The sequence below is a fragment of the Psychrobacter sp. NPDC078409 genome (assembly GCF_050268505.1).
Taxonomy (GTDB): domain Bacteria; phylum Pseudomonadota; class Gammaproteobacteria; order Pseudomonadales; family Moraxellaceae; genus Psychrobacter.
This window is the reverse complement of sequence record NZ_JBNNGW010000001.1, coordinates 500,389-522,681: the sequence shown is the minus strand read 5'-3', so window position 1 is coordinate 522,681 and position 22,293 is coordinate 500,389. Positions and strand designations below refer to the sequence as shown.

9 protein-coding genes are annotated in these 22,293 nt (G+C 41.3%); 8 read left to right on the top strand and 1 reads right to left on the bottom strand.

Features of this window, described 5'->3' with window-relative positions:
* Positions 1-3 precede the first annotated feature (3 nt).
* The 3 genes from amaA to ACQKC9_RS01845 all read left to right on the top strand — a co-directional run bounded on the left by amaA (position 4) and on the right by ACQKC9_RS01845 (position 3,992).
* Positions 4-1,290: an L-pipecolate oxidase gene (amaA, locus tag ACQKC9_RS01855; RefSeq protein WP_427620285.1), complete on the top strand. Its 1,287-nt coding sequence runs from the start codon at positions 4-6 to the stop codon at positions 1,288-1,290.
* Positions 1,291-1,320: 30 nt separating this feature from the next.
* Positions 1,321-2,829, top strand: coding sequence for an FAD-binding oxidoreductase (locus tag ACQKC9_RS01850; RefSeq protein ID WP_427620284.1), 1,509 nt, complete (start codon positions 1,321-1,323; stop codon positions 2,827-2,829).
* A 134-nt stretch (positions 2,830-2,963) separates the two neighbouring features.
* Positions 2,964-3,992 (top strand): ornithine cyclodeaminase family protein, encoded by a 1,029-nt coding sequence (locus ACQKC9_RS01845; RefSeq protein ID WP_427620283.1) that lies wholly within the window; start codon positions 2,964-2,966, stop codon positions 3,990-3,992.
* Between the two features lie 508 nt (positions 3,993-4,500).
* Here the strand turns inward: ACQKC9_RS01845 and ACQKC9_RS01840 are convergent.
* Complete coding sequence (locus ACQKC9_RS01840; RefSeq protein WP_427620282.1) at positions 4,501-10,212, bottom strand: UvrD-helicase domain-containing protein; 5,712 nt, start codon at positions 10,210-10,212, stop codon at positions 4,501-4,503.
* A gap of 622 nt (positions 10,213-10,834) precedes the next feature.
* Here ACQKC9_RS01840 and ACQKC9_RS01835 point away from each other — a divergent pair.
* The 5 genes from ACQKC9_RS01835 to ACQKC9_RS01815 all read left to right on the top strand — a co-directional run.
* Positions 10,835-12,658: an McrB family protein gene (locus ACQKC9_RS01835; protein WP_427620281.1), complete on the top strand. Its 1,824-nt coding sequence runs from the start codon at positions 10,835-10,837 to the stop codon at positions 12,656-12,658.
* Positions 12,648-13,955, top strand: a complete 1,308-nt coding sequence (locus ACQKC9_RS01830) for a 5-methylcytosine restriction system specificity protein McrC (protein WP_427620280.1) — start codon at positions 12,648-12,650, stop codon at positions 13,953-13,955. Before ACQKC9_RS01835 ends, ACQKC9_RS01830 begins: the two co-directional genes overlap by 11 nt.
* Positions 13,956-14,352: 397 nt before the next feature.
* Positions 14,353-15,414, top strand: coding sequence for an HNH endonuclease domain-containing protein (locus ACQKC9_RS01825; protein WP_427620279.1), 1,062 nt, complete (start codon positions 14,353-14,355; stop codon positions 15,412-15,414).
* Between the two features lie 448 nt (positions 15,415-15,862).
* On the top strand, positions 15,863-17,650 hold the full coding sequence (locus ACQKC9_RS01820) for a ShlB/FhaC/HecB family hemolysin secretion/activation protein (protein ID WP_427620278.1): 1,788 nt from the start codon (positions 15,863-15,865) through the stop codon (positions 17,648-17,650).
* A 113-nt stretch (positions 17,651-17,763) separates the two neighbouring features.
* Positions 17,764-22,293: filamentous hemagglutinin N-terminal domain-containing protein (locus tag ACQKC9_RS01815; protein WP_427620277.1), on the top strand; the 4,530-nt coding region annotated here is incomplete at its 3' end.

Genomic DNA, 22,293 nt, shown 5'->3' with positions numbered 1-22,293 from the left:
GTTATGTTGCAAGAGCAGTGTTTATGGGATGTGACCGCGCCTACGATTGATGCCTATAGCCAGATCAGTAGTGACACGCAAACGACCGTCTGCATCATCGGTGGCGGTTATACAGGGTTGTCAGCGGCTATTCACTTAGCAGAAAAAGGGGTTGAGGTTGTCCTGTTAGAGGGTCATACCATTGGTGATGGCGGCTCAGGAAAAAGCGTGGGACTAGTCAATGCAGGCACTTGGTCGCGTCCTGAGGATTTAAACATTGCGCTAGGTGACACTGCAGGAGAGCGCTTGACCGAAGCGCTCGGACAAGCGCCCCGTTTGGTGTTTGATCTGATTGAGCGTTATAACATCGATGCGCAGGCGGTCAATGCGGGTAACATTCATATGGCGCATAATGCCAAAGGCGAGACCGATGTCGATATCCGCTATGAGCAGTTGACCCGCCGCGGCGCGAATGTGGAAGTGTTGACTGGCAGGAAGTGTCATGAGTATTGTGGCACGACGAGTATCAATAAAGCCTTGCTTGATCATCGAGCAGGCACGATAAATCCGTTGGCTTATGTCAGAGGACTGGCTAAGGTCGCTACCAGTCTGGGCGTCACGATTTATGAGCACTCAACCGTTGCAGCGATAGAAAAAGCAGACGGTCATTGGTACACCAAAACCCCGCAAGCACATGTAAAATCCGAGCGGGTGATTATTGCTACTAACGCTTATACTGAAGGTGAGTGGACTGAACTTGCGAAGACGTTTTATTTGGTTGACTACTATCAGGTTGCCTCCGAACCACTGAGCGGGTCTGTTGCAGATCGTATTTTGCCATATAAGACAGGGGCGTGGGATACCCGTTTGGCGCTCTCTAGCTTTCGCCGTGATAAAGATGATCGTCTATTATTGGGCACAGTTGGCGGTATGCAGCTCAAACCAAAATCCTTTTACCAGTCATGGGCCAATACCATTCAAAAAAGCTATTACCCAGATTTGCCTGCATTTAACTGGCAGTATGAATGGGGCGGTAGTTTTGGTTTTACACAGGATCATATCTTTCGTGTACTTGAGCCTGCTGAAGGTATCATGACGGCGACGGCATACAATGGCCGCGGCATTACCACAGGGACGCTCATGGGTAAGTGTTTTGCAGATTATATCTTGACAGGTAATAGTGACAGCATCCCTTTACCCTTTAAACGCTTAGAAGAAGAAAAAATCGCCTTTAGCGGAATTAGGTCTGGATTGACTGAGCTTGGGTTGACGTTGTACCACGCGGGTCAATGTCTCAGAATTATCAGATAATGAGCTTTCCTCCTCAATTATAGTCGCTCCATGGTGGTTGATAGACACGCCAATAAGGTGCTATCTGCTCATGGTGCAGCTTATATTTTATTAAATGAAGGAACCTATTTAGTGAGTGATCTTATTAGTATCTCAGCGCCTACCATCGATAGCCTTATCTCTACGCTACAAGACAATCATAATTTCGACCCCAGCCAAATCAAAACCGACGCTGAGAGTCTAGAGCATTGGGGCAAAGACTGGACCAAACACTTCGCTCCAGCTGCTGCCGCCATCGTCTTTCCAAAGACCACCGAACAAGTTCAATCGATTGTCCTGCTTGCTAATGAGTATAATGTCGTTCTCACCCCTAGTGGTGGCCGTACTGGACTCTCTGCTGGCGCAGTTGCTGCCAATGGCGAAATCGTCGTCAGCATGGATAAAATGAACCAGATTGGCACCTTTTATCCTGCTGATCGCATCGTTGAGATTGAAGCAGGTGTCATTACAGAACAGCTGCAACAGTTTGCCGAATCAAAAGACCTCTACTATCCCGTCGACTTTGCCTCAGCAGGCTCTAGTCAAATGGGTGGTAACATCGGCACCAATGCTGGCGGCATCAAAGTCATCCGTTATGGCATGACCCGTCAATGGATCATGGGTCTGACTGTCGTCACAGGTAAAGGCGATATCTTGCAACTGAATCGCGGTATGGTAAAGAATGCCACGGGTTATGACCTGCGCCAACTATTCATCGGTAGTGAAGGCACGCTTGGCCTTGTCACTCATGCGCAAATCAAGCTTGAGCGTCAGCCACAAGACTTAAATGTCATGGTGCTGGGTATGGACAACTTTAGTGATGTTATGAATGTACTCTCTGCCTTTCAAGCCCAGATTGATTTGACTGCCTTTGAATTCTTTGATGAGGTGGCGATTGATAAGTTGATGGCCCATGGTCAAGTACAAGAGCCGTTTGAGTCACGTACCAAGTTTTATACGTTATTAGAGTTTGAAGCGCCTTATGAGCCAATCATGGAAAAAGCCATGGCCATCTTTGAGCATTGTATGGAAGAGGGCTGGGTTGTTGATGGGGTGATGAGTCAGAGCCTATCGCAAGCGGCTGAGCTGTGGAAGCTACGCGAATACATCTCAGAGACCATCTCTGTCTTTACCCCTTATAAGAATGATGTGTCTGTGCTGATCAGTCATGTGCCTGAGTTTATTAAAGAGATTGATGACATCGTCAGCAGCAACTATCCTGACTTTGAGGTGTGCTGGTTTGGTCATATTGGTGATGGCAATCTACATCTTAATATCTTGAAGCCTGAGAATATGAGCAAAGATGATTTCTTTGCCGAGTGTCAGGTTGTGAATAAGCACGTGTTTGAGACAGTGCAAAAATATGGCGGATCAGTGTCTGCTGAGCATGGGGTAGGTATGACCAAGAAGCCGTATCTGCAATACAGCCGTAGTGAGACTGAGATTAATTATCTGCGTGAGGTCAAGAAGGTGTTTGATCCAAACAACATTATGAATCGTGGCAAGATTTTTGATATGTAGATAAAAAAGCTGATGTAGTCAGTCGTTTTTATATTTGTCATTGTCTTGCTCTAAGCATGGATGAATCATGCAGTTTGTTTTTGTATTCTCATAGACTGGGGATAGTACCCTCACAGAATATTTTAGGAGTTACTATGTACGTTTTGGATATTGATACGGTAAAAGAACAACTGACAATGTCAATGGCAATAAATGCTATTGAAGCGCTGCTTAAAGTGCAAAGTGATCATCCAAAGTGGGTTAAAACACCTGAGCGCTTAGTGATTCCTACTTTTGAGGAAAGTAATAACCATGCCAATGGCTCACATTTATCCATGCCGTCCGTGGTTTTTGATGGTGAGAACGAATATACCGTGGTCAAGTTGGTCAGTATCTGTCCAGACAATCCCAAGCGTGGTAAGCCAACGACGATGGCAACGATTACTGTATCCGACAATGCGACAGGGGAGATACTAGCTTTTTTAGATGGTATATATATCACTCAGGTACGCACGGCCGCACTGTCGGGGATTGCGACTAAATATTTAGCAAAGCAAGATAGTCGTGTCATGGCTGTAGTAGGAACTGGGGGAATGGCGTATGAGCAGCTCAACGCCATACTTACTGTGCGTCCAAATATCAAACAGGTGAATATTTGGAACAGAACTCTACAGGTGGCGCATAAGTTTGAGAATAAATTTAGACAAGAATACCCACAATGGCAAGTTGATTTCAAGGTCTATGAGAATATTGCAGATGCTATCAAAGATGCCGATATTATCAACCTCGCAACAAGAGCAAAGACAGGATTGTTTGAAGCGTCACAGATAAAGCCGAATACTCATATCAATGCAGTCGGTGCTTATCAAGCAACGATGAAGGAAGTTAGTAATTCGGTAATAGAGGCTAGTGCTTCTGTGATTATTGATGATGTTAAAGGTGGCTTACACGAAGCGGGCGACTTGATACAAGCTCATAATGATATGAATTGTAGTTGGACATGGGAGCAGCTAACGGGCACATTAAGTGATCTGGTCACTGAAAAAGTTAGGATTGATACGAATGAGAATAAAGGCATCACATTATTTAAGTCCGTTGGTGCAGCAAGTTTTGATGCAGCAGTCGCGCTAAAGATTGCGCAGAAAGCCAAAGAAGAAGGATTGGGGCAGCTGGTTAAGTTATAAAGATCAGCTGTTTATTAGTGAATTGATTTTAAAAAGTAGCTAAGCCAAATTGATAAAATCAGATTATTATTTGATATGGTTAGTCTGCTATCTTCGTAAATATGATATTCAGTCTACTAACAACCATATAGAATAGTACTTGTACAAAGATCGCTATCTAGAGAAAAATACTTTCGCTAATCTAAAAAATTACAGCGCGGTCGCAAAAAGTAGGCACAAGCTAGAGTCATGAAAATACAATGACTCTAGCTTGTGCCTATTTCTGGTTGAAATTATGCCTCTGCACTAATGAGGTGTGTAATTCACCTTCATACTCATAGTAGAAGAGTTAATTCGTAACATAAACCAAGTCCATCTCTACAGTTTATTCAACATAGCTCCTTCTTGCAAACGCTCTTTTGTAGGGTGTTAAAAAAATGGAGTTAGCCTTGCTGTGTAAAGTTAAGAGATAACTAGTTTTTAAAATCAGTCAGCCAATATAAAGTAAATTACTTGTTCAAATTTATATTCACCTACACTGAATATTAAATTGAACATAAGGCACAATTAGATAATGGCTACCTTCGCTGCCATGATAACCCGATTTTTCATACCAAGAGATATCCTGTTGATAAAACAGGGTAGTTGTAAAGCCAGCCATCAATAGATGCTTATTACCTTGCCCTTGAGAAGAATATTCTTTAGAAAAAGCAGTTGAAAATTGAGCAACTTGTTGGCCTTTAGCTGAGTAAAAGCCATCGCTTTTCCTCTCTCGTTTATAGCAGGCGACATCAAATAATCCTAGAATATCATTTCTCGCTTTCGTCCAGCTATCACGGCAAAACGTATGTTCTAAAAACTTGCGACCTTCGTCATTAACCAGTGTGCGCGGCGTCAATACCAGCTCATCTAAACGCATAAAGCGATGAAAAGTCAGCATTGAAGGCGGACTAAACACAGGCAAGTCAATTTGCTCAGCATGAGTAAGCAATATTTTAGCTAAAGTAGGATGATGCTTTTTATGATGGAGTAGTAAGCTCAAAGTTTGCTTTGCTCGTGTCAGTGCTACATATAACGGTCTATCATGACTATGGTCTGCCTGAGCGTTTGAAGATGAGTTTGAGAGTTGATCATCAATGACATAAACATGATCAAACTCCATCCCTTTCGCACTATGATAAGTGATTAATATAACCTGTGTTTTATCGTCGTATAAAATAGACTCTAACGCTTGTAATACCTGTTCATAAGTGACATTTTCCATATCTTGAGTGCAACTGATAATTGCCTCCCAAGCTTTATCTAAATGGTTTAAGCCTCGCTTGACCCGCCAGCATTCCAAAAATTCAGCAACATTCTCTTCAATAAAGTCTAAACGTTTCGCACTCAAATCTTTAAATAGCGCTTGTCCTATAAAGCTATTGATGGGAGTAACTTGCTCATTTTCATTATACCGCTGACTACTGATATTTAGAGCTTCAAGGTAATGCTGTATGGCATCGAAATATGACCATTTAGGAGCGAGCACTGCTATGGTTTCTGGCGGTCCATTTTTTTGTTCATTACCTGCTAAGTGCTGTTCAATATCAGACGCAACCCATGCTGCCATGTCAACGCCTTTGGTCTGCTGGTAGTACCCATAGCGAATAGGACTACTAGGATAGGGTTTAGTCGCCTTGATGCTATGCTCAGCCTGCTTTAGACGCTCACTACTTGGCAATGTAGTAGCTATAAATTCATTGGCAAGCTCGACTATATTATTAGCACTACGATAGTTATTGAGCAGATAGTATTTTTGCTCAGTATTAACATGGTAGTTATCTGCAAACTGCTGGATATATTGAATGCTAGCGCCACGAAAGGCGTATAGGTTCTGGTCGTCGTCACCAACCACCATCAAATAGCCGCGCTGCTCAAAGTTATCATCAGTAGCATCACTATCAGCGTCTATGGCAATGTAGCTATCATTGGTGTCGCTATTATTGTCATCTTGTGTTTGTAGATCTGCTAATAGTCCAATCATTTGATACTGATATTCATCGATATCTTGAAACTCATCGACCATAATGTACTGAAAGTGTTGCGGCCGCTCTTGTAGTTGACTGATGGCCTGCTCAATCATCCACTGATAGCGAGCATTATCACGGCGCTTTTGTAAATTTTTCTCTTGGCTTAAATGCTCAATGCGCGTGGCAATCTCATCAAGCGCGGCATCGGGTGCGTCTTTTTCACTCAGTCCTGTGATTTGCCGTGCCAGACCATGGAAGGTCTGAATGGTAACATTGATCGCATGATAACCAATCAAAGCCAGTAAGCGCGATCTTAATTCAGCTACTGCCAAACGGTTATAAGCCAATATCAAAATCTTCTCAGGTTTTATTTCCTCTATCATTAATAGATAAGCGACTCTATGTACCACCACAGTGGTTTTTCCAGATCCTGGACCAGCCAGTACCATGGCCGCACGGCTTGTTTCTTTGATAATTTGTACTTGAGTGTCACTAAAATATTTAGGCAAAATCTCTTTTTCATAATCTTTGATATAAGGTTTATGCACATCGATGTCGTTGTTAATATAGGTTTTAATGACTTCCGATAGAGGCTGGGTAAAGTAGTCCTCAATCAACGCTTTTTGGACATCAGAGTCTGCCTGTAGCCAAAAGCTCAGCATATGGATGCGAGCGCAGCGATCTTGATAATGGGTTTGCAAATACTGATAGGCGTTTTCATGATACTTTGAAGTGGATTTTCGGTGTTTGCCAATAAAGAAAATAGCATCTTGCGTGTCGTCTAAGCGGCTAAGCTCAATCAGCTCTAAGCGCTGTAACTGCTCAAGTTGGGTCAAGATAGTATCAGGATCGCGCTTTAGTTTCTGGGCTAAGTTATCGAGATGAAATGCTTTACCATCACCATCTTTTTTATCAGGTAGGGCAGGTAGCAGATACTCTTCATATAAAGGTGTCAAATTTGCTACGAGCACTTTTGCATAGCGAACCCAGCTCTCCCAATTGTCTGGTAGATCCTCATCAATTTGCCATAACTTAGTCCTATTTGTGGAGGAAACAAATACTTGGGTCGTACCATGATTGCGTGTTTTTAAGATACCTAATGCTCGAAACATAGGTAGAATATGACGTTTACTAGATAGATTATGGCGCTGCTGAATCAGCCAGTTGTCGAGTGCTTTGGTATTGAGCTGGGTAGCGCCTTGCATTTCTATCGCTTCAGTGCCACTTAGCGCTCCATAGCTGCTATTTAGACATTCTTCTAAAGCAGTAATAATACGGCTTAAGCGATTAAATTCACCCTTTAAATAGCGGTGTGTATATTTTAGTCGTACACGCACCACAACTTGCCACTGAGCATGACCTTGATTGACCAACTCACGTAACCCTTTTAATAGTGATTTAACAGAATAGCCAAGTGCTAGTGCCAATTCAGGTAAATGATAGCGAGTCAGGCCAGTATTGTTGTTATTGTTAGAGCCTTCGTCACTACTATTCTTAGCATTAACTATATTTGTTGTCACCTTGCTTAAGGTGTCATCCGCAAGCTGCTGTAATTGAGCATAGAGATTAGACATATTAGTATGTTGGCTAGCAGGCGGTTGGCTTGAGAGTTTGATACTGATCCAAGCCGGTTGCTGGTCTTTTTCAGTCAGCAACCCGTAACGCTCGAGCGCCAATAAAGCCACTCTTACCTGGGTATTAAGTTGTTCAGTCTCGTCATCTGGTGCAAGTATGGGCGCTAGTACACTGCTAGGGAACCATTGATCTTGTATGGGTTTGCTGAGAGCTGGACGTATGGCTGTCCAACAGTCTCTCAAGGTATTTGTATTTGGTATGCGTGACTCACGCTCTTGGAAAAATAAAGCTTCAATATCTCTTTGACCCCATAGCATATATGCTGCGCCGACCTCGTAGGACTTACGTGCTGCACGGCCAATCTCCTGAATATAAGACTCAAGATTATTCGGCGGCCCACTATGAATAACGGTATGGATGCCTTCTTTATCGATGCCCATGCCAAAAGCATTGGTACAGACCACCACGTCTAGTTCATCATTTTTGAATTTTTCAAGTACACTCTTTTTTTGCCCCTCATTTAATTTAGAATGATAGGCGGCGGACACTAAGCCTTTTTGGGCGAAATCGTCAGCATATTGATCACAGCCTTTACGGTTACGCAGATAAACTATAACCACGCCTTTTTCAGGATGTTCTGGATATTGGTTCTCGTACCAAACTTTGCGCTCATTTATAATGTTATAGATATGCGCTTCACGCTCGTCCTTGGCTGCTTCTATAAAATGCGCAGTAATATCGTCACGCCAAATCTTAAGGCTTTCGATAGGGGTGCCATATTGCACCAAAGTTTTATTGTCAGTTAAGGCAGTAAGCTTATCTACCAGCTCACTCTCTAAATCATCTTTGACACGTGTGGAGGCTGTGGCGGTCACTAAGCTTATGGTGGGTGGTAAGAATTCCGACGCGTTACTGCTAATATTTGTTCTAGATGCGTTAGTATTGTCCTGATCAGATATCACTTCTAATATATCAAGCTGAAGTTTACCCTCTTTAATGTCTTTTTGGCGCTCAAGCTGCTTTGTAAAGTGTTCTCGAAGCTCGTCGCTATAACACGCCATCATGTGATCGGCGATACGCAAAAAGTCTGGCCGAAAATCAGTGCCCCATTGGCTAAGCGTATGCGCCTCATCTAACACCCAAAATGCTGGTGGGCGATTTTTGAGTAGTTGACGAATACTATGTGTACGTAGCCGCTCTGGACTCATATAAATAATATCAATATCGCCTTGCCAAATACCGTCTAAGATGTCTTTTTGGGTTTCTATGGACTGCCCTGAAGTCAGATAAGCAATACGGTTGGCGTAGTCTGGCAAATCAGTATGCAAGTTGACAACTTGGTCTTCGATTAATGCCTTTAAAGGCGATATCACTACGGTCAGCTGACGTTGGTACCTACTTAATATCAGTGCGGGTAGCTGGAAGGTCAAGCTTTTACCGCCACCTGTTGGTAATATGCCAAGAGGAATGTCTTTATTCATCAGCACTGCTTTGACAATAGACATCTGTCCTTCGCGCAAATGCTCAAATCCAAAAAAGTGATGACACTGTTGATTAATCCAATCTTCACTCGGCTCATGCAAATGCCAAAAAGTATTTTCAGCTTGGCTAAAACTATGTCTGTGGAAAGGATGCTTGATAAGCCATACTGGACGGCGTGCTTGTGGCTTATCAAAATATCTTAGCCAGTTAATAAAGGTGGCTAAACCAAGATGTTGCCATAATGTTGAGTGCTCTTTATCATCATTGCTTATATGAGTATTGCCCATACAACTTTCTAATAGGTTGATAAGATCAGTTCGATTTCCTGCTGGTAAGTCATTAAAGATAGCTTCTATATCAAAGGTATTATTTTCATCTATAGCAAAGTAGCTTTGACGGCTGAGCGTATGTAAATGCAAAAGTTGTGGTAAGAGCTTGTACAGTAGTATTTGCATATTGGTAGGTAGGATTTGCCACGCTTGTGTGCAAAGCCCAAATACACAGCGACTTTCTAAGCAGTCAAGGACTGGGTTATTATAATCGACATTGGCTTTGTAGAGCTTAGCTAAGGCGTGGCTAGGCTGGTGCGGAATAAATAGGCAGCTCAGTATCAGTGTATCCCAAGCTTTCGCTTGCCAGCCACGCAGTTTTTCAGAACCGTCAGGCTGGTTTGTTAATAGTGTGTGTTTATAGCTAGTGGTCGATAATGCGTCGTTTAATAGCGAATATAGGTGAGGTAAATCAAACTCAATTAGATGATGGCCACCTAAAAAATCAGCTTTATTCAATAGCTCATAAACAACATCCGACTGCTGTCGAAATTGCTTAGCACTAAAATGCCAATAGTAGTCGTTGATTAAGAAAGCACCATCTATCAGCGTCTCATTTTTAGGGTTGATTTCCAAATCAAGCCATAGAGTTTGTTGTGGGTTCAACTTTGAGAATAGTTCAGATGCACTCTGAACGGCTGTTAATTTCTCTATATACTTCGCTGCATTGAGACGTAGAAACTCCGGTAAGCTGCTAGGTTTTGATGTTTGGATATCTGCTGTAGATGGAAGTGCGCTATTTATGGGATCAGAAATATCGTTATGACTGTTTTGAGGACTTATCTGCCCAGATATTCTAGAAGGTGAAAAAGAAGTAGGCTGGATAAAATTGGGTAGGTCTGACATGTTTTCAGCTTCTAAGTAGTAGGTAAATAAACGAACTATAGTATACAATTCTCTTTATCTTAGCCAGAGTCATAGTGGGCGAGCACTTGCAAGTATTGTCATATTCTTAATAAACCCTAATATTAATAACAGCATCTAAGTAAAAACCAAAGTACTAAGCACTAAATATGGTGCTAACGCTGCGTACTATATATGGTTGGCATCATATTTTTTGATTATGAAGATGTGCTTACTTTCAATGCTTAATCAGAGAGTCTGCACCTTAGCCGCGTGTCTAAATGAGACTTTTGATAAGGAATTATTGCGATTAAAATTATGTGGCTATTCATCAATCAGATAGATAAAAACATCAATTTTAGTTTATTATTATTCATAATTGATATATTACGCGTTAGTTGCACAAGGATAGATAGTAAATTTTGTCGCTATCGATGTGAAAACTGCCAACTCAAACTTTGGCTCTATCTGCCAAATAGAAATGGCAAAGTATATAGAAGGTAAGCTGATAAATACCTACTGTTACTTGAACTAAAAACTCTTGTCATGTATCTAAAATTAGTTGACCACTACAGTTCAACTACTGTCAATAACTCGCTAAATAATTTAAATAATAAGGAAAATAATGACAAATGACATTATTCACCCAGTTCACCAGCTATATAATACATTTATTGAAGAATGCTTATTGAAGGATAATTCAGTCCTCACTAATGAAGAAGACATATTTACATTAGAAAATTTGAAGAAAGTAAAAATATGTTTTTTGGACTCACCTATAGAAGGTAGCAATCAAGATTTTTGGCAAAAAATTAAACAGCAGTTTGAGGATGCAGATTACAAAACAAAGCTTTGCTTTGCTCATCTCAATTGGCTCTGGAGCTTACCTGCTCATGATATAACCGCTGATACCAAAGAGAAAACACCTATCTGGATATTGGATAAAGAAGCAGATATTCATCGCTTTAATGAATGTAGGCGAGAAAATTTCTTCCCTAAGTATGGTGTAGGCTCAACAGGTCAGTATCATAAAACCAATAAACCTGTAGAGTTAAACTACTTATTGATTCTCTGCATGACACTTAAAGAGGAGGTAGATAATGGAGGGTTTGATAAAGAAGCCATAAATGCTTTCATTATTGAAAACGCTGACATACTTTTTGAGGAAAATGCTTACGGCATTGATGAAGCAGAGTATCGGCAACTAAAAAACAAAACAATCGCTATGCAAAGCTTAATGCTTCATTTAGCAAATCCTGACAAATATGAGCCTATAGCTTCAAAGCAAGATAAGCTAGCGATTAAGCAACACTTTGATGCTTTGATAAAAGATTTACCAGGATTAAAAGACGATATTAATCTTGATGAAGAGATTTCACTGATCAAAGAGCAGTTAGTTATATCGCAGCAAGAGCTACAGTTAGACTTCAAAAATGGGTTTAGCTTCTATAATGACCAGCTTTGGCATATTTGGAACAAGGGCATACATAATCTATCAGATGACCTGATGGCATTGCAGTATAAAAAAGCGATCGTATATTATGGTCCTCCAGGTACAGGAAAAACACACTCTGCAAACGCCTTAGCTGAGTCTTTAATTGCTATTCATTTTTTGCATAAAAAAGAAAACTTACAGCGCTTCCTTAAAGATAAAAAAACTGTTGTAGATGGCCGAATACATCATCTTCAATTTAATCCAAATACCTCTTATGAAGATTTCATAGCAGGCTACCAACTAAAATCAACCCCTGATGGTTCGGAAACAGTTCCTGTCGAAGGCCAATTGTTCAATATTATCGAAAAAGCAAACCAAGAAACTGAAACTACTGACAAAGATAACAAAATAAAGCTACCTCATGTACTCATTTTAGATGAGATAAATAGGGTGGATTTATCACGTGTGTTTGGGGAGTTATTCTCTGCTATGGAGTATCGGAACAAACCTATCGAAACTGCAATTAAAGGTATTACACTTATTATTCCTGATAATTTATACATTATTGGAACCATGAATGAAATTGATTTTTCCGTAGAGCGTATGGACTTTGCTTTACGCAGACGATTTTTGTGGAAGTTTAAAGGCTATGATAAAGACATTTTATTTAATATGCTCAGTCAGAATTCACATGACAAGCTATCAGAACATATTGAAGGATTTGTAAATGACTGCACTTCATTAAATGAATATATAAGTACAAAAATCGATGAGCTGGGCGTAGATTACCAAATTGGGCATACTTTTTTTGCTGAGTTACCTAAGATTTATGAACAAAATGCCAATTTAACAGGTAAAAACAGAAGCAAGTTGAAATTATACAAAGAAGCGCGAGATATTTTATGGAGGTTTTCAATAGAACCTATGTTAGAGGCTTTTTTAGGCAATACGGACAAAAAGATGGTACAGAAACATTTAACTAATGCTGAGAAAGTTTTTACTCATGCAAAGTGATATTTGCACTATAAAAGTCAGGGATTGCTCGTATATTGATATAGAGGCAAATATGGCAGTTGTTATTAACAACTGCTTTACAAGCACCAATGTATTTAGAATTAACACTGACTCAGTGGGCGATGAAACACCATTGTTAAGTTATAGTTATACTCATAAAAAGTGGCTGACAGGTAGATATATTGGAAAATTATATTTCGAATACAATGGTAGACCTCATTGTTTTGAAGTGCAGCCTCGTTTTGGTAATGCCAATATCTTAATATTATTAGAAGAAATATTTAATATTAAACTTGCACATAGCACTTCCGAGTACAAGCTATATGATAACAGTGATAATGAGCTTTTAAAAAAAATTATAAGCATAATATGGGTTAAAACCCTGAGCAAAATTAATATACACGGTTTGCCGAAGCATAAAGTGGAAAAGCTAAATAAAAGTAGTACTGTAAGAGGTAAGATGGCTATAAAGAAAAGTGTGTTACCGATTTATAAAGAAAATTATGTAGTCTCAAAGCGGATAGAAAAAGAAGTAGACAGCACAATTTTGGCGATTTTAAAGAAAGCATACACTATCTTATGCAAAGATTATTATTTAACAGAAAATATGTTAAATGATGCGGTAAAAGAGGTAATAAGAGTACCGTGCCATAACAAGCAGGTTATTACCACGACCCAATTCCAAAAAATAAAATATGGCGCTATTTATGCTAACTATAAAGAGATAGTAGATTTCTCTTGGCATATTATTCAGTATAAGAAACAATCATCAATGCATGAAATGGCAGATATAATGGGTAATGCCTTATTTTTAGACATGGCAGAGATATGGGAAAAATATCTATTCACTATCTTAAAAAAATGCTTTGCGCCTAGAGGATGGCATGTTTACTCACAGCAGTATAGAATCTACCAAAACACAGGTTTTAAACGAAGTATTATTCCAGATATTATTTTAGAAAAAGATAGTCATATAGTTGTGCTAGATGCTAAATATAAGCGCATGACCGGTCATTTCAGAGACTATGATAGAGCTGATTTTTTCCAATTACATACTTACGGCTCTTATATGGAATCACATAATAAAAAGCTAATAGGTTTGGGGCTGATTTATCCACTAAGTGAGCGCTTCGACAAAGAAGAACTAGATAAGAACTTTGCTAAAAATCTTTATGGTGACTCTACGAGTAACACTTGGTTTAAAGTAGATGGAATATGTTTAAAAGACTCACATCACCAATTAACAGAACAAAAAGACGATTTTTTGAGAAGAATAGAATCGCTATTGCTTGTATGACCCATATTTGATGCACCCTGACTTTAATTGCTTAAATAGACTCAAGACCTTTAAAGGGTACAACACCCGCCTTAGTAGTACCGAAGCTTCATAAGTCGATTTCTATACACTCAACCGTAGTGTTCTACAATCAATGTTATTGCCTCAATGCAAAGTTATGATCAATCAACACACAATATATGGGTTCAGGATCTAACCTCATTGAAATGACATGTTGTGATTAAACTGTCTGTCAATATGACTAATAAAAAGTAACTGATTTATTTATAAAATAAAAAAAACAGGGCTTAAATGAATTAGGCTATAAAATACAAAAAAACTTTTTTCCGATGAATATACGACAATTGTATTAATAATTTTATTAGAATGAGCTACTGTGTTTTAGAGGATTGTTATAGTGCCCACGGCGGAATTCCAGCTCAACTTTTTAAGACGTATTCAGTGGCTGCTTGAATCTAGTTCCTATACCTCGACCTATAAATTTGCCTTGTTAATGGCAATAGTTAATCTGTCTATAGAGTCTGGAATTAATGATGACAGTGAACACAGTATTTCTTATGAGCAGTTAGCAGAGCAGTTTATACAGCTTTACTGGACACAAGCATTACCATACTCAGATCAAAGTAGTGATTCTGTACTCAGACAAAGCAGTACAACAGGGCAGGCTAGTGTTATTAATAGCATTCTAGATTTGCAGCATAAAACTAAGACAACCAGTCTGACTATGGCTTGCACACAAAATATCAAACTATGGCAATCGACTGTAAAAGATATTGCTTCAACTATCAAAAAGTACCCCGCAAGATATCTGCAAAGTGCGGAGGACAAAGTTAGTCGTGAATTCTTATATGTTTATGACTCAAAATCAAAGGTAATAACTTTAAATCCTGGTATTGCATACTGTTTTACACGCTTTAGTAAAATAATTAACAAGCTATGCCAGCAATACTGGACAGAGTTCGTACGTAAGAACAGTCGTAACCAAATACATTTTAGTGATGATATTGATTTGCAGCAGTTCTTGTTCAATCAATCGCGCCAAAGTCTAAAAGTATTAATACCTATCCTGATTGATACTCAGCGGGGACAGTGCTTCTATTGTCATAAACCCTTGAGAAACAATATCGAAGTTGATCACTTTATTCCTTGGTCGAAATATCCAATTGATACGACTCATAACTTCGTACTTACGGATCATAGCTGCAATAATAGTAAGCGTGATTATCTGGCTGAAGAGCTATTTTATGAAAAGTGGCTAGAACGCAATCAACAACACGGTCATACGATTGAGCAGGAAGCAAAAATTATAGGTTTTACGACCAATCAACTTCGCTCTGAAACGATCAGCCAGTGGGCTTATCAAATAGCAGTGGAACATGGGGATTTAGTTTGGTCGCCAGAATCAAGTATAAAATTACGAACTATTAACCCTAGTTTACTGCCTAGGCTTAGGGGTTGATAGATGATGTAGATAGGATGTATACCAACCTATTCATTTTCATTAAATTCAAGCCATACAAAAGATGTGGTAACTTAAATAGCAAACGTTAAGACGCAGGATATCTATAATATATTTACCAGTCGACTACCAGTCAGAAAGCGCATCGCAATAATTTTAGATGCAGGCTGCTGTTCAGGTAAAAATGCTGATTGTTCTATTCTTTTGGTTTATCGAGTAATAGCAGTAGATAGCAATGCTAATTGATCGAGCACAGGAAACTTTCTTTCATTGATGTTTTAGCTTGTGCTTCATTATTACAAACTTTACTTTCCTTCAAATTTGATTGTGACGTTTGAATCAAAATAGAGAGTATTGTTTTTATAACATTCTAGAAACATTTTAGAAAAAAACTTGCAATAAGTACCTGTTCTATACATAATCCTTTTACTATAAAAATGGTGGACTTATGTATACAAGTATTTCGAGAACCAATGTAGCTGGCCACACTTTAAGCTTTTTAACGGTTAGTATTATCAGCGTTTGTATCAATGCCAATGCGCTTACGCCTGAGCAGTACCAAGAGCAGCGTAGTGAAGCCTTAAAACAGCAACAATTGGTTAAGCCTAATGTCAATATAAATACTGATACGTATCAACAAGCACCTTCCACTTCTATAGTGCTCGCCAGTTCTCAGAATACTGATCCTGCTTCAACCCCTTGTTTCGATATTGACCATATCTACCTAATAGGTGAGCTGAGCGAAAAATTTACTTTCGCACTCATGCCTTATACCAAAGGTAAATCATCCCTACTGGGCAGCTGTCTATCAGTCAATGATATCAACCAGCTGGTCACCAATGTACAGAACCGGATTATCGAAAAAGGTTACGTCACCACTCGGGTATTGGTGCAGAACCAAAACCTCAAATCTGGTCACTTAACGCTTACTCTCATCCCCGGTCGTATTGATCAAATTACCGCTGTCGATGTTCAAGCCAGTCGCCCTGTGTATATTGATAATAGCGGCAATCCTGCCAACTTTGCCCCTGCCATGCCAATGCAGTCTGGTGATTTGCTTAATGTTCGTGATATCGAGCAGTCACTAGAAAACTTTAAGCGCGTACCAACCGCTGACGCAGATTTCTCCATTGCACCTAGCAGTCGAATGACCGAGCCTGGTTATAGTGATATCCAAGTTAAATGGCAGCAAAACAAACGCTGGCGTCTGTCTGCTTCTGTTGATGATTCAGGGCAGGAAAGTACAGGTGTCTATCAAGGTAATGTCACGCTATCACTAGACAATCCCACTTGGCACAATGATTTGTTATACCTATCTTATAACCACAATTTAGATGGGGGCGGTGATGGCGAAGATAATGGTAGCTGGGGATATAACATTGGCTACGTACTGCCCATCAACAATACCCAACTAACACTGACCCACAGCGGCTATAACTATGATCAAACCATTGCGGGTGCCAATCAAGACTACGTTTATAGCGGCGACTCTTATAACACCGAAGCGCTCGTCAGCCATTTGGTCCATCGTGACAGTCACAGCAAAACGTATTTAAAGGCAGGTGGTTACACCAAGCAACAAAGTAACTTTATTGATGATACGGAAGTGGAAGTACAGCGTCGCCGTACGGCAGGCTATAAAGCAGGCATTGGCTACGAGACCATCATTGGTAAAACCCAATGGGTAGGTGATGTCATGTATCAGCGCGGTACAGGTGCTTTTGATGCAATCGATCCACCTGAAGCATTGTTTAATGAAGGCAGTGCGCGTGCGGGTATCGTAAAAGTAGGGGTTGATGTGAATCATCCTATGCAAATTGCCAATCAAGCGTTGAATTACCATGGCTCTTTTACTGGGCAGTATGCAACTGAGGCATTGGTGCCGAATGAACGTTTGAGTATTGGTGGACGTTATAGTGTACGCGGGTTCGATGGTGAGCGCAGTTTAAGCGGCGATCATGGTGCGATTCTAAAGCAAGAAATGAGTGCCTATTTAGGTGATAAGCCTCATGCCGTTTATGCTGGTGTCGATGCAGGCTATGTGAAGCTTGATAATGATGCTCAAGATGATCTGTTGCTCGGCAATCATCTCGTTGGCGGGGTTGTAGGCGTCAAAGGCTACGTCACGCCGCTACGCACCAGCTATGACTTGTTTGCTGGCTATCCGCTAGCCCAGCCAGACGGTTTCAGTGACAAAGAGTGGGTCACTGGTTTTAGTTTAGGGTGGCAGTACTAACCCTCACTAACTAGCACTATCATTTATGCCGTATCCAAGATTGGTCATAAACCCGCTTTAATAAATTCTATCGAATAATCTATTCAATAAATACTCCCTCAAAGGACATCACAATGAACGCTCAATGCTACCGAGTTATTTTTAACAAAGCCCGCGGAATGCTCATGGTGGTGTCAGAGGCAGCACGCTCTCAAGGTAAAACCAGCAACCCTAGCGAGGGTGGCAGTTCAATCAGTCAAATTGCTGCTGGGTCACAAACAACGACTCACACTAACGGTTATTACCAAGGTGGTCAGCTGAATAGTTTGCGCTCGCATCTACTGCTAGCGCTTGGTATGGCGACTATCATTAGCACGAGTGTTAGCACAAATGCTCATGCCGATAGCACCAAAATCGTCGCTGATCGTAATGCCGCCGCTGCCCAGCAAGCGGCCATCTTAAAAGCATCAAATGGCAAGACCCAAGTCAATATTCAGACGCCAAGTGTAGCTGGCGTATCACGCAATGTCTTTAGTCAATTCGATGTCGGTTCTGATGGTGCCATTCTTAACAATAGCCGTACCAATGCTCAGACTCAGATTGCTGGTTGGGTAGAAGGCAATCCTTATTTAGCACGCGGTGAAGCGCGCGTTATCTTAAATGAAGTCAATTCAAGCGATCCGAGCCGTCTGGGTGGCTATACTGAGATTGCTGGTGGCAAGGCTGAGTTGATTATCGCCAACCCTGCGGGCATCAGCTGTGCTGGCTGCGGCTTTATCAACGCCTCCCGTACCACGTTGACGACCGGTCAAGCACTCATGGATCAAGGCCGCTTGACAGGCTTTGATGTAACAGGTGGTAAGGTTCGTATCGATGGTGATGGCTTAGATACTAGCAGTAGTGATTACACTCAAATCATTGCCAAGACCGCTGAGATTAATGCAGGTATCTATGCCAAAAACTTAGATGTGATTACGGGTAGTAATAAAATTAGCTATGAATCGGATGCGGCAGATACGATTGTTACTTCTAACGATGCGACCAATAGCACCAACCAAGCGATGGGTGTGGCGCTTGATGTTTCGTCACTGGGTGCGATGTATGCAGGTAAGATCCGTCTGATCGGTACAGAAAAGGGCATGGGTGTCACCAACGCAGGTAGTATTACCGCAAGCTCTGGCGGTCTTCAGTTAGATAGTAATGGCAATTTGATTAACTCAGGTAGTCTCGTTGCCAATCAAGACAAAGTAGATATCAATACTAAAGGTTTCAGCATTGATAACTCAGGGACTATTGCAAGTTCTCGTGATGCCGCCGCGCTAAAGAGCAGTACCCTAAATAACAGTGGCGTGATCAGTAGCCGAGGCACCTTAAGTTTGCAGCAAACTGGCAATATAGATAACTCAGGTGAGATAGCCACTGGTAGCTTTGACATACAGTCTGCAGCACTCAAAAATAGCGGTAAACTGCTACAAACGGGTACTGGTAACTTGTCTATTACAGCTCAGCAACTTATCAATCAGCAAGGTGCTGTCATCGGTCAAGATCTATATGCGGATAACACCAGCTCGCCTACTGATCCAACGACCACGCCACCAAGCACCGCTATTAATGGCAGCAGTATTGAATCAAGTACAGAGGGTAGTTCGCAATCAACGGTGACGCCTGAACCATTACCTATCATCACTCAAAACGGCCGTATTGATACGGGCGATCTGACCAACACGGGCAGTATTTATACAAATGGTGATATCAATGTGTCGGCTGACAGCGTGGCCAACCAAGATAAATCCAGCTTAGCGGTCAGCACTCTTGATATCACTGATGATGGTAGCGTTTCTAATACGGACAGTCGCCTGCAACTTGAGTCGATAGATTGGCAATTAGCTGACTTTGATAATACTGCAGGTCAGGTTATCACCAATGCTGGCATTAATATCAGCACAAATAGCGATATCGATAATACTAAAGGAACGCTTGCCAGTAATGGTGACATTACGCTGAATGCAAATGGTGATATCAATAATAACTTAGGTGTTATTCAAAGTAGTGCCAAGTTAACTACCGACAGTGATCATATTAATAACAGCAATGGTAAGTTGATCTCGCAAGAAGAATTAACGATCAACAGTCGTGGTGATTTAACGAATACTAAAGGTGCGATCAATAGTGCTAAAGATGCTGCCATTACCAGTAAATCTCTGGATAATGACAGCGGCCAAATTACCGCGCAAGGCAGTCTGACGACAAGATCGGATAGCGTCAATAACAGTGGCCAGCTCTATGGTAAAACTGAGACACAACTAACGGCGGCAGATACCATCAACAACAGTGGCACGATTGCCAGTGGCGGTAATGTTGATATGACGACTGGTAGTCTCACACAGACAGACAGTGGTAGCTTGGTCGCAGGGATGAGTGCTGATGGGACATTGCTAAACAACAGTGCAAATCTTAATGTCCTAGCGAGCGGTGATATCACCAGTCAAGGCAATCATATTGCTACAGGCGATGTGAGCTTAAGCGGTGGTGACATTAATCTGTTAGACAGCAACACCCAAGGTAGCAGTATTAATACAACTGCCCGTACTAGCATCAATACCACAAATGCTTCGATAAGAGCGACAGACACGCTTACTTTAAGCAGTACGAATGGCACTTTAGATAATACATCAGGCGTCCTAAGTGGTCGTGTGCTAGAGATTGATGCCAAACGCTTAAACAATACCGATGGCAAACTGACACAGACGGAAAAACAAGACCTAACGCTTGCACTGGCAGAAGGTATCGACAACACACGTGGTGAGATTGCGAGTAATTCAGACAACCTAACACTGAGTACTACGACACTCGATAATAGTAGCGGAAAAATTATTCACGCTGGTACAAGCAGTAATGATGACAGTCGTTTAAGTATTAATGCAGATAGTGTGAACAATAATGCTGGTGAAATATTAAGTTTAGGTGAGCAAACGTGGCAAATCGCCAAAGATATCGATAACACATCAGGGGTGGTACAAGCCAATCGCTTCACTATCAGCGCACAAAATTTCGATAACATAGATGGGCGTATTGTTGCGGTTAATACCCAAACTGCCGCAAAAAATACAGCATCTAGTAATAGTCAGCTACAGATACAAGAAAATTTCACCAATGCAGGTACAGGCATTGTTGCGAGCGATACGGGTAGCCTTACAGTTACTGCTAGTGATATAGACAACAATGAAGGACAAATTTCAAGCGTCAATGATTTGAGTCTTAAAACTCGCACTTTGACCAACAGCGGCAGCCTATACAGCCAAGCTGATGTGGACATCGTCAACCAAGGCGCGATGAATAACACAGGCAGTATTGCCGCCCAAGGCGATACCACCGTGAATACAGGCAGCCTGGTGCAAAGTGCTGATGGACAGCTGATAGCAGGGTTGAATACCGACAATACTCTGAGCAACACCCCATCTACATTGCGCGTCACCAGCACAGGCACCCAGCGTAATGCGGGTACCAACATTGCGACTGGCGATATATACCTGCAAGGCAGCAGCCTTGACTTGAGTGATGGCAGTAGCCAAGGTATCAGCATCGATATGCAAGCTGATGACGCACTGATCAACACGAACGGCGTTATCAATGGCGATAACATCACCTTAACAAGCAAGCAAATAGACAACAGCACAGGTCTCATTGTTGCTGCTGAAGGACTGGCGCTTAACACCGAGCTGCTCAACAACCAAGCAGGTGACATCCGTCATTTGGGTGCATCACCTCTGACACTAGCCATCGCTGACATCAACAACCAAAGTGGCTATCTTGGCAGTAACGCTCAAACCCTGACCATCAACTCCGAGCGACTAAACAATAGCAAAGGAGTGATTCAGCATTCAGGATCGGGTGCGCTGAATATTAGTGCCACAGAGCAGCTACAAGGTCAAGAAGGGCAATTAATAACTGGCAATATCTTAACCTTAAGCGGACAAGATATAGACTTGAGTGGTGCCAGTACCCAAGCAGGTAGCATTCAGCTAACTGCCCAGACCCTTAGCAATCAAGATGGTGAAATCATCTTAACCGACAAAGCCCATGAAAGCCTAATTGACGTACAACAACAGCTGAACAATATTGATGGCCGCATTGCTTCACAGAATAAGCAACTCATCATTGATACTGGAAGTATGGATAACCAAGGTGGTCAGATTCAATTCGTGGGCAATGACACTGCTAGCAGTCAATTTACCTTAACCAGTCGTGGACTTATTAATAACCAGACTGGTGAGATCATCGCCAACACTGACAGCCTTATTAGTGCTGATGGCGACATCAACAACCAGCAAGGTAAGATTAATAGCAACGGCGCACTAAACCTCCAAAGTAGCGGCACGCTTAGCAACCTAGGGGTAAGTAGTGAAATCATCTCTCAAGGTGATCTAACCATCAGTGCCAACAGCATCAATAATGATCAAAACATTCAAAGTAATGCTCTTGCAACCATTAGTAGTCAAGCCCAACTGGATAATCGTGGCAGTATCAGTAGTATTGGCACTCTAAATCTTGATAGCGGTAGCCTAGATAACAGCGGCAGCCTATACAGCCAAGCTGATGTGGACATCGTCAACCAAGGCGCGATGAATAACACAGGCAGTATTGCCGCCCAAGGCGATACCACC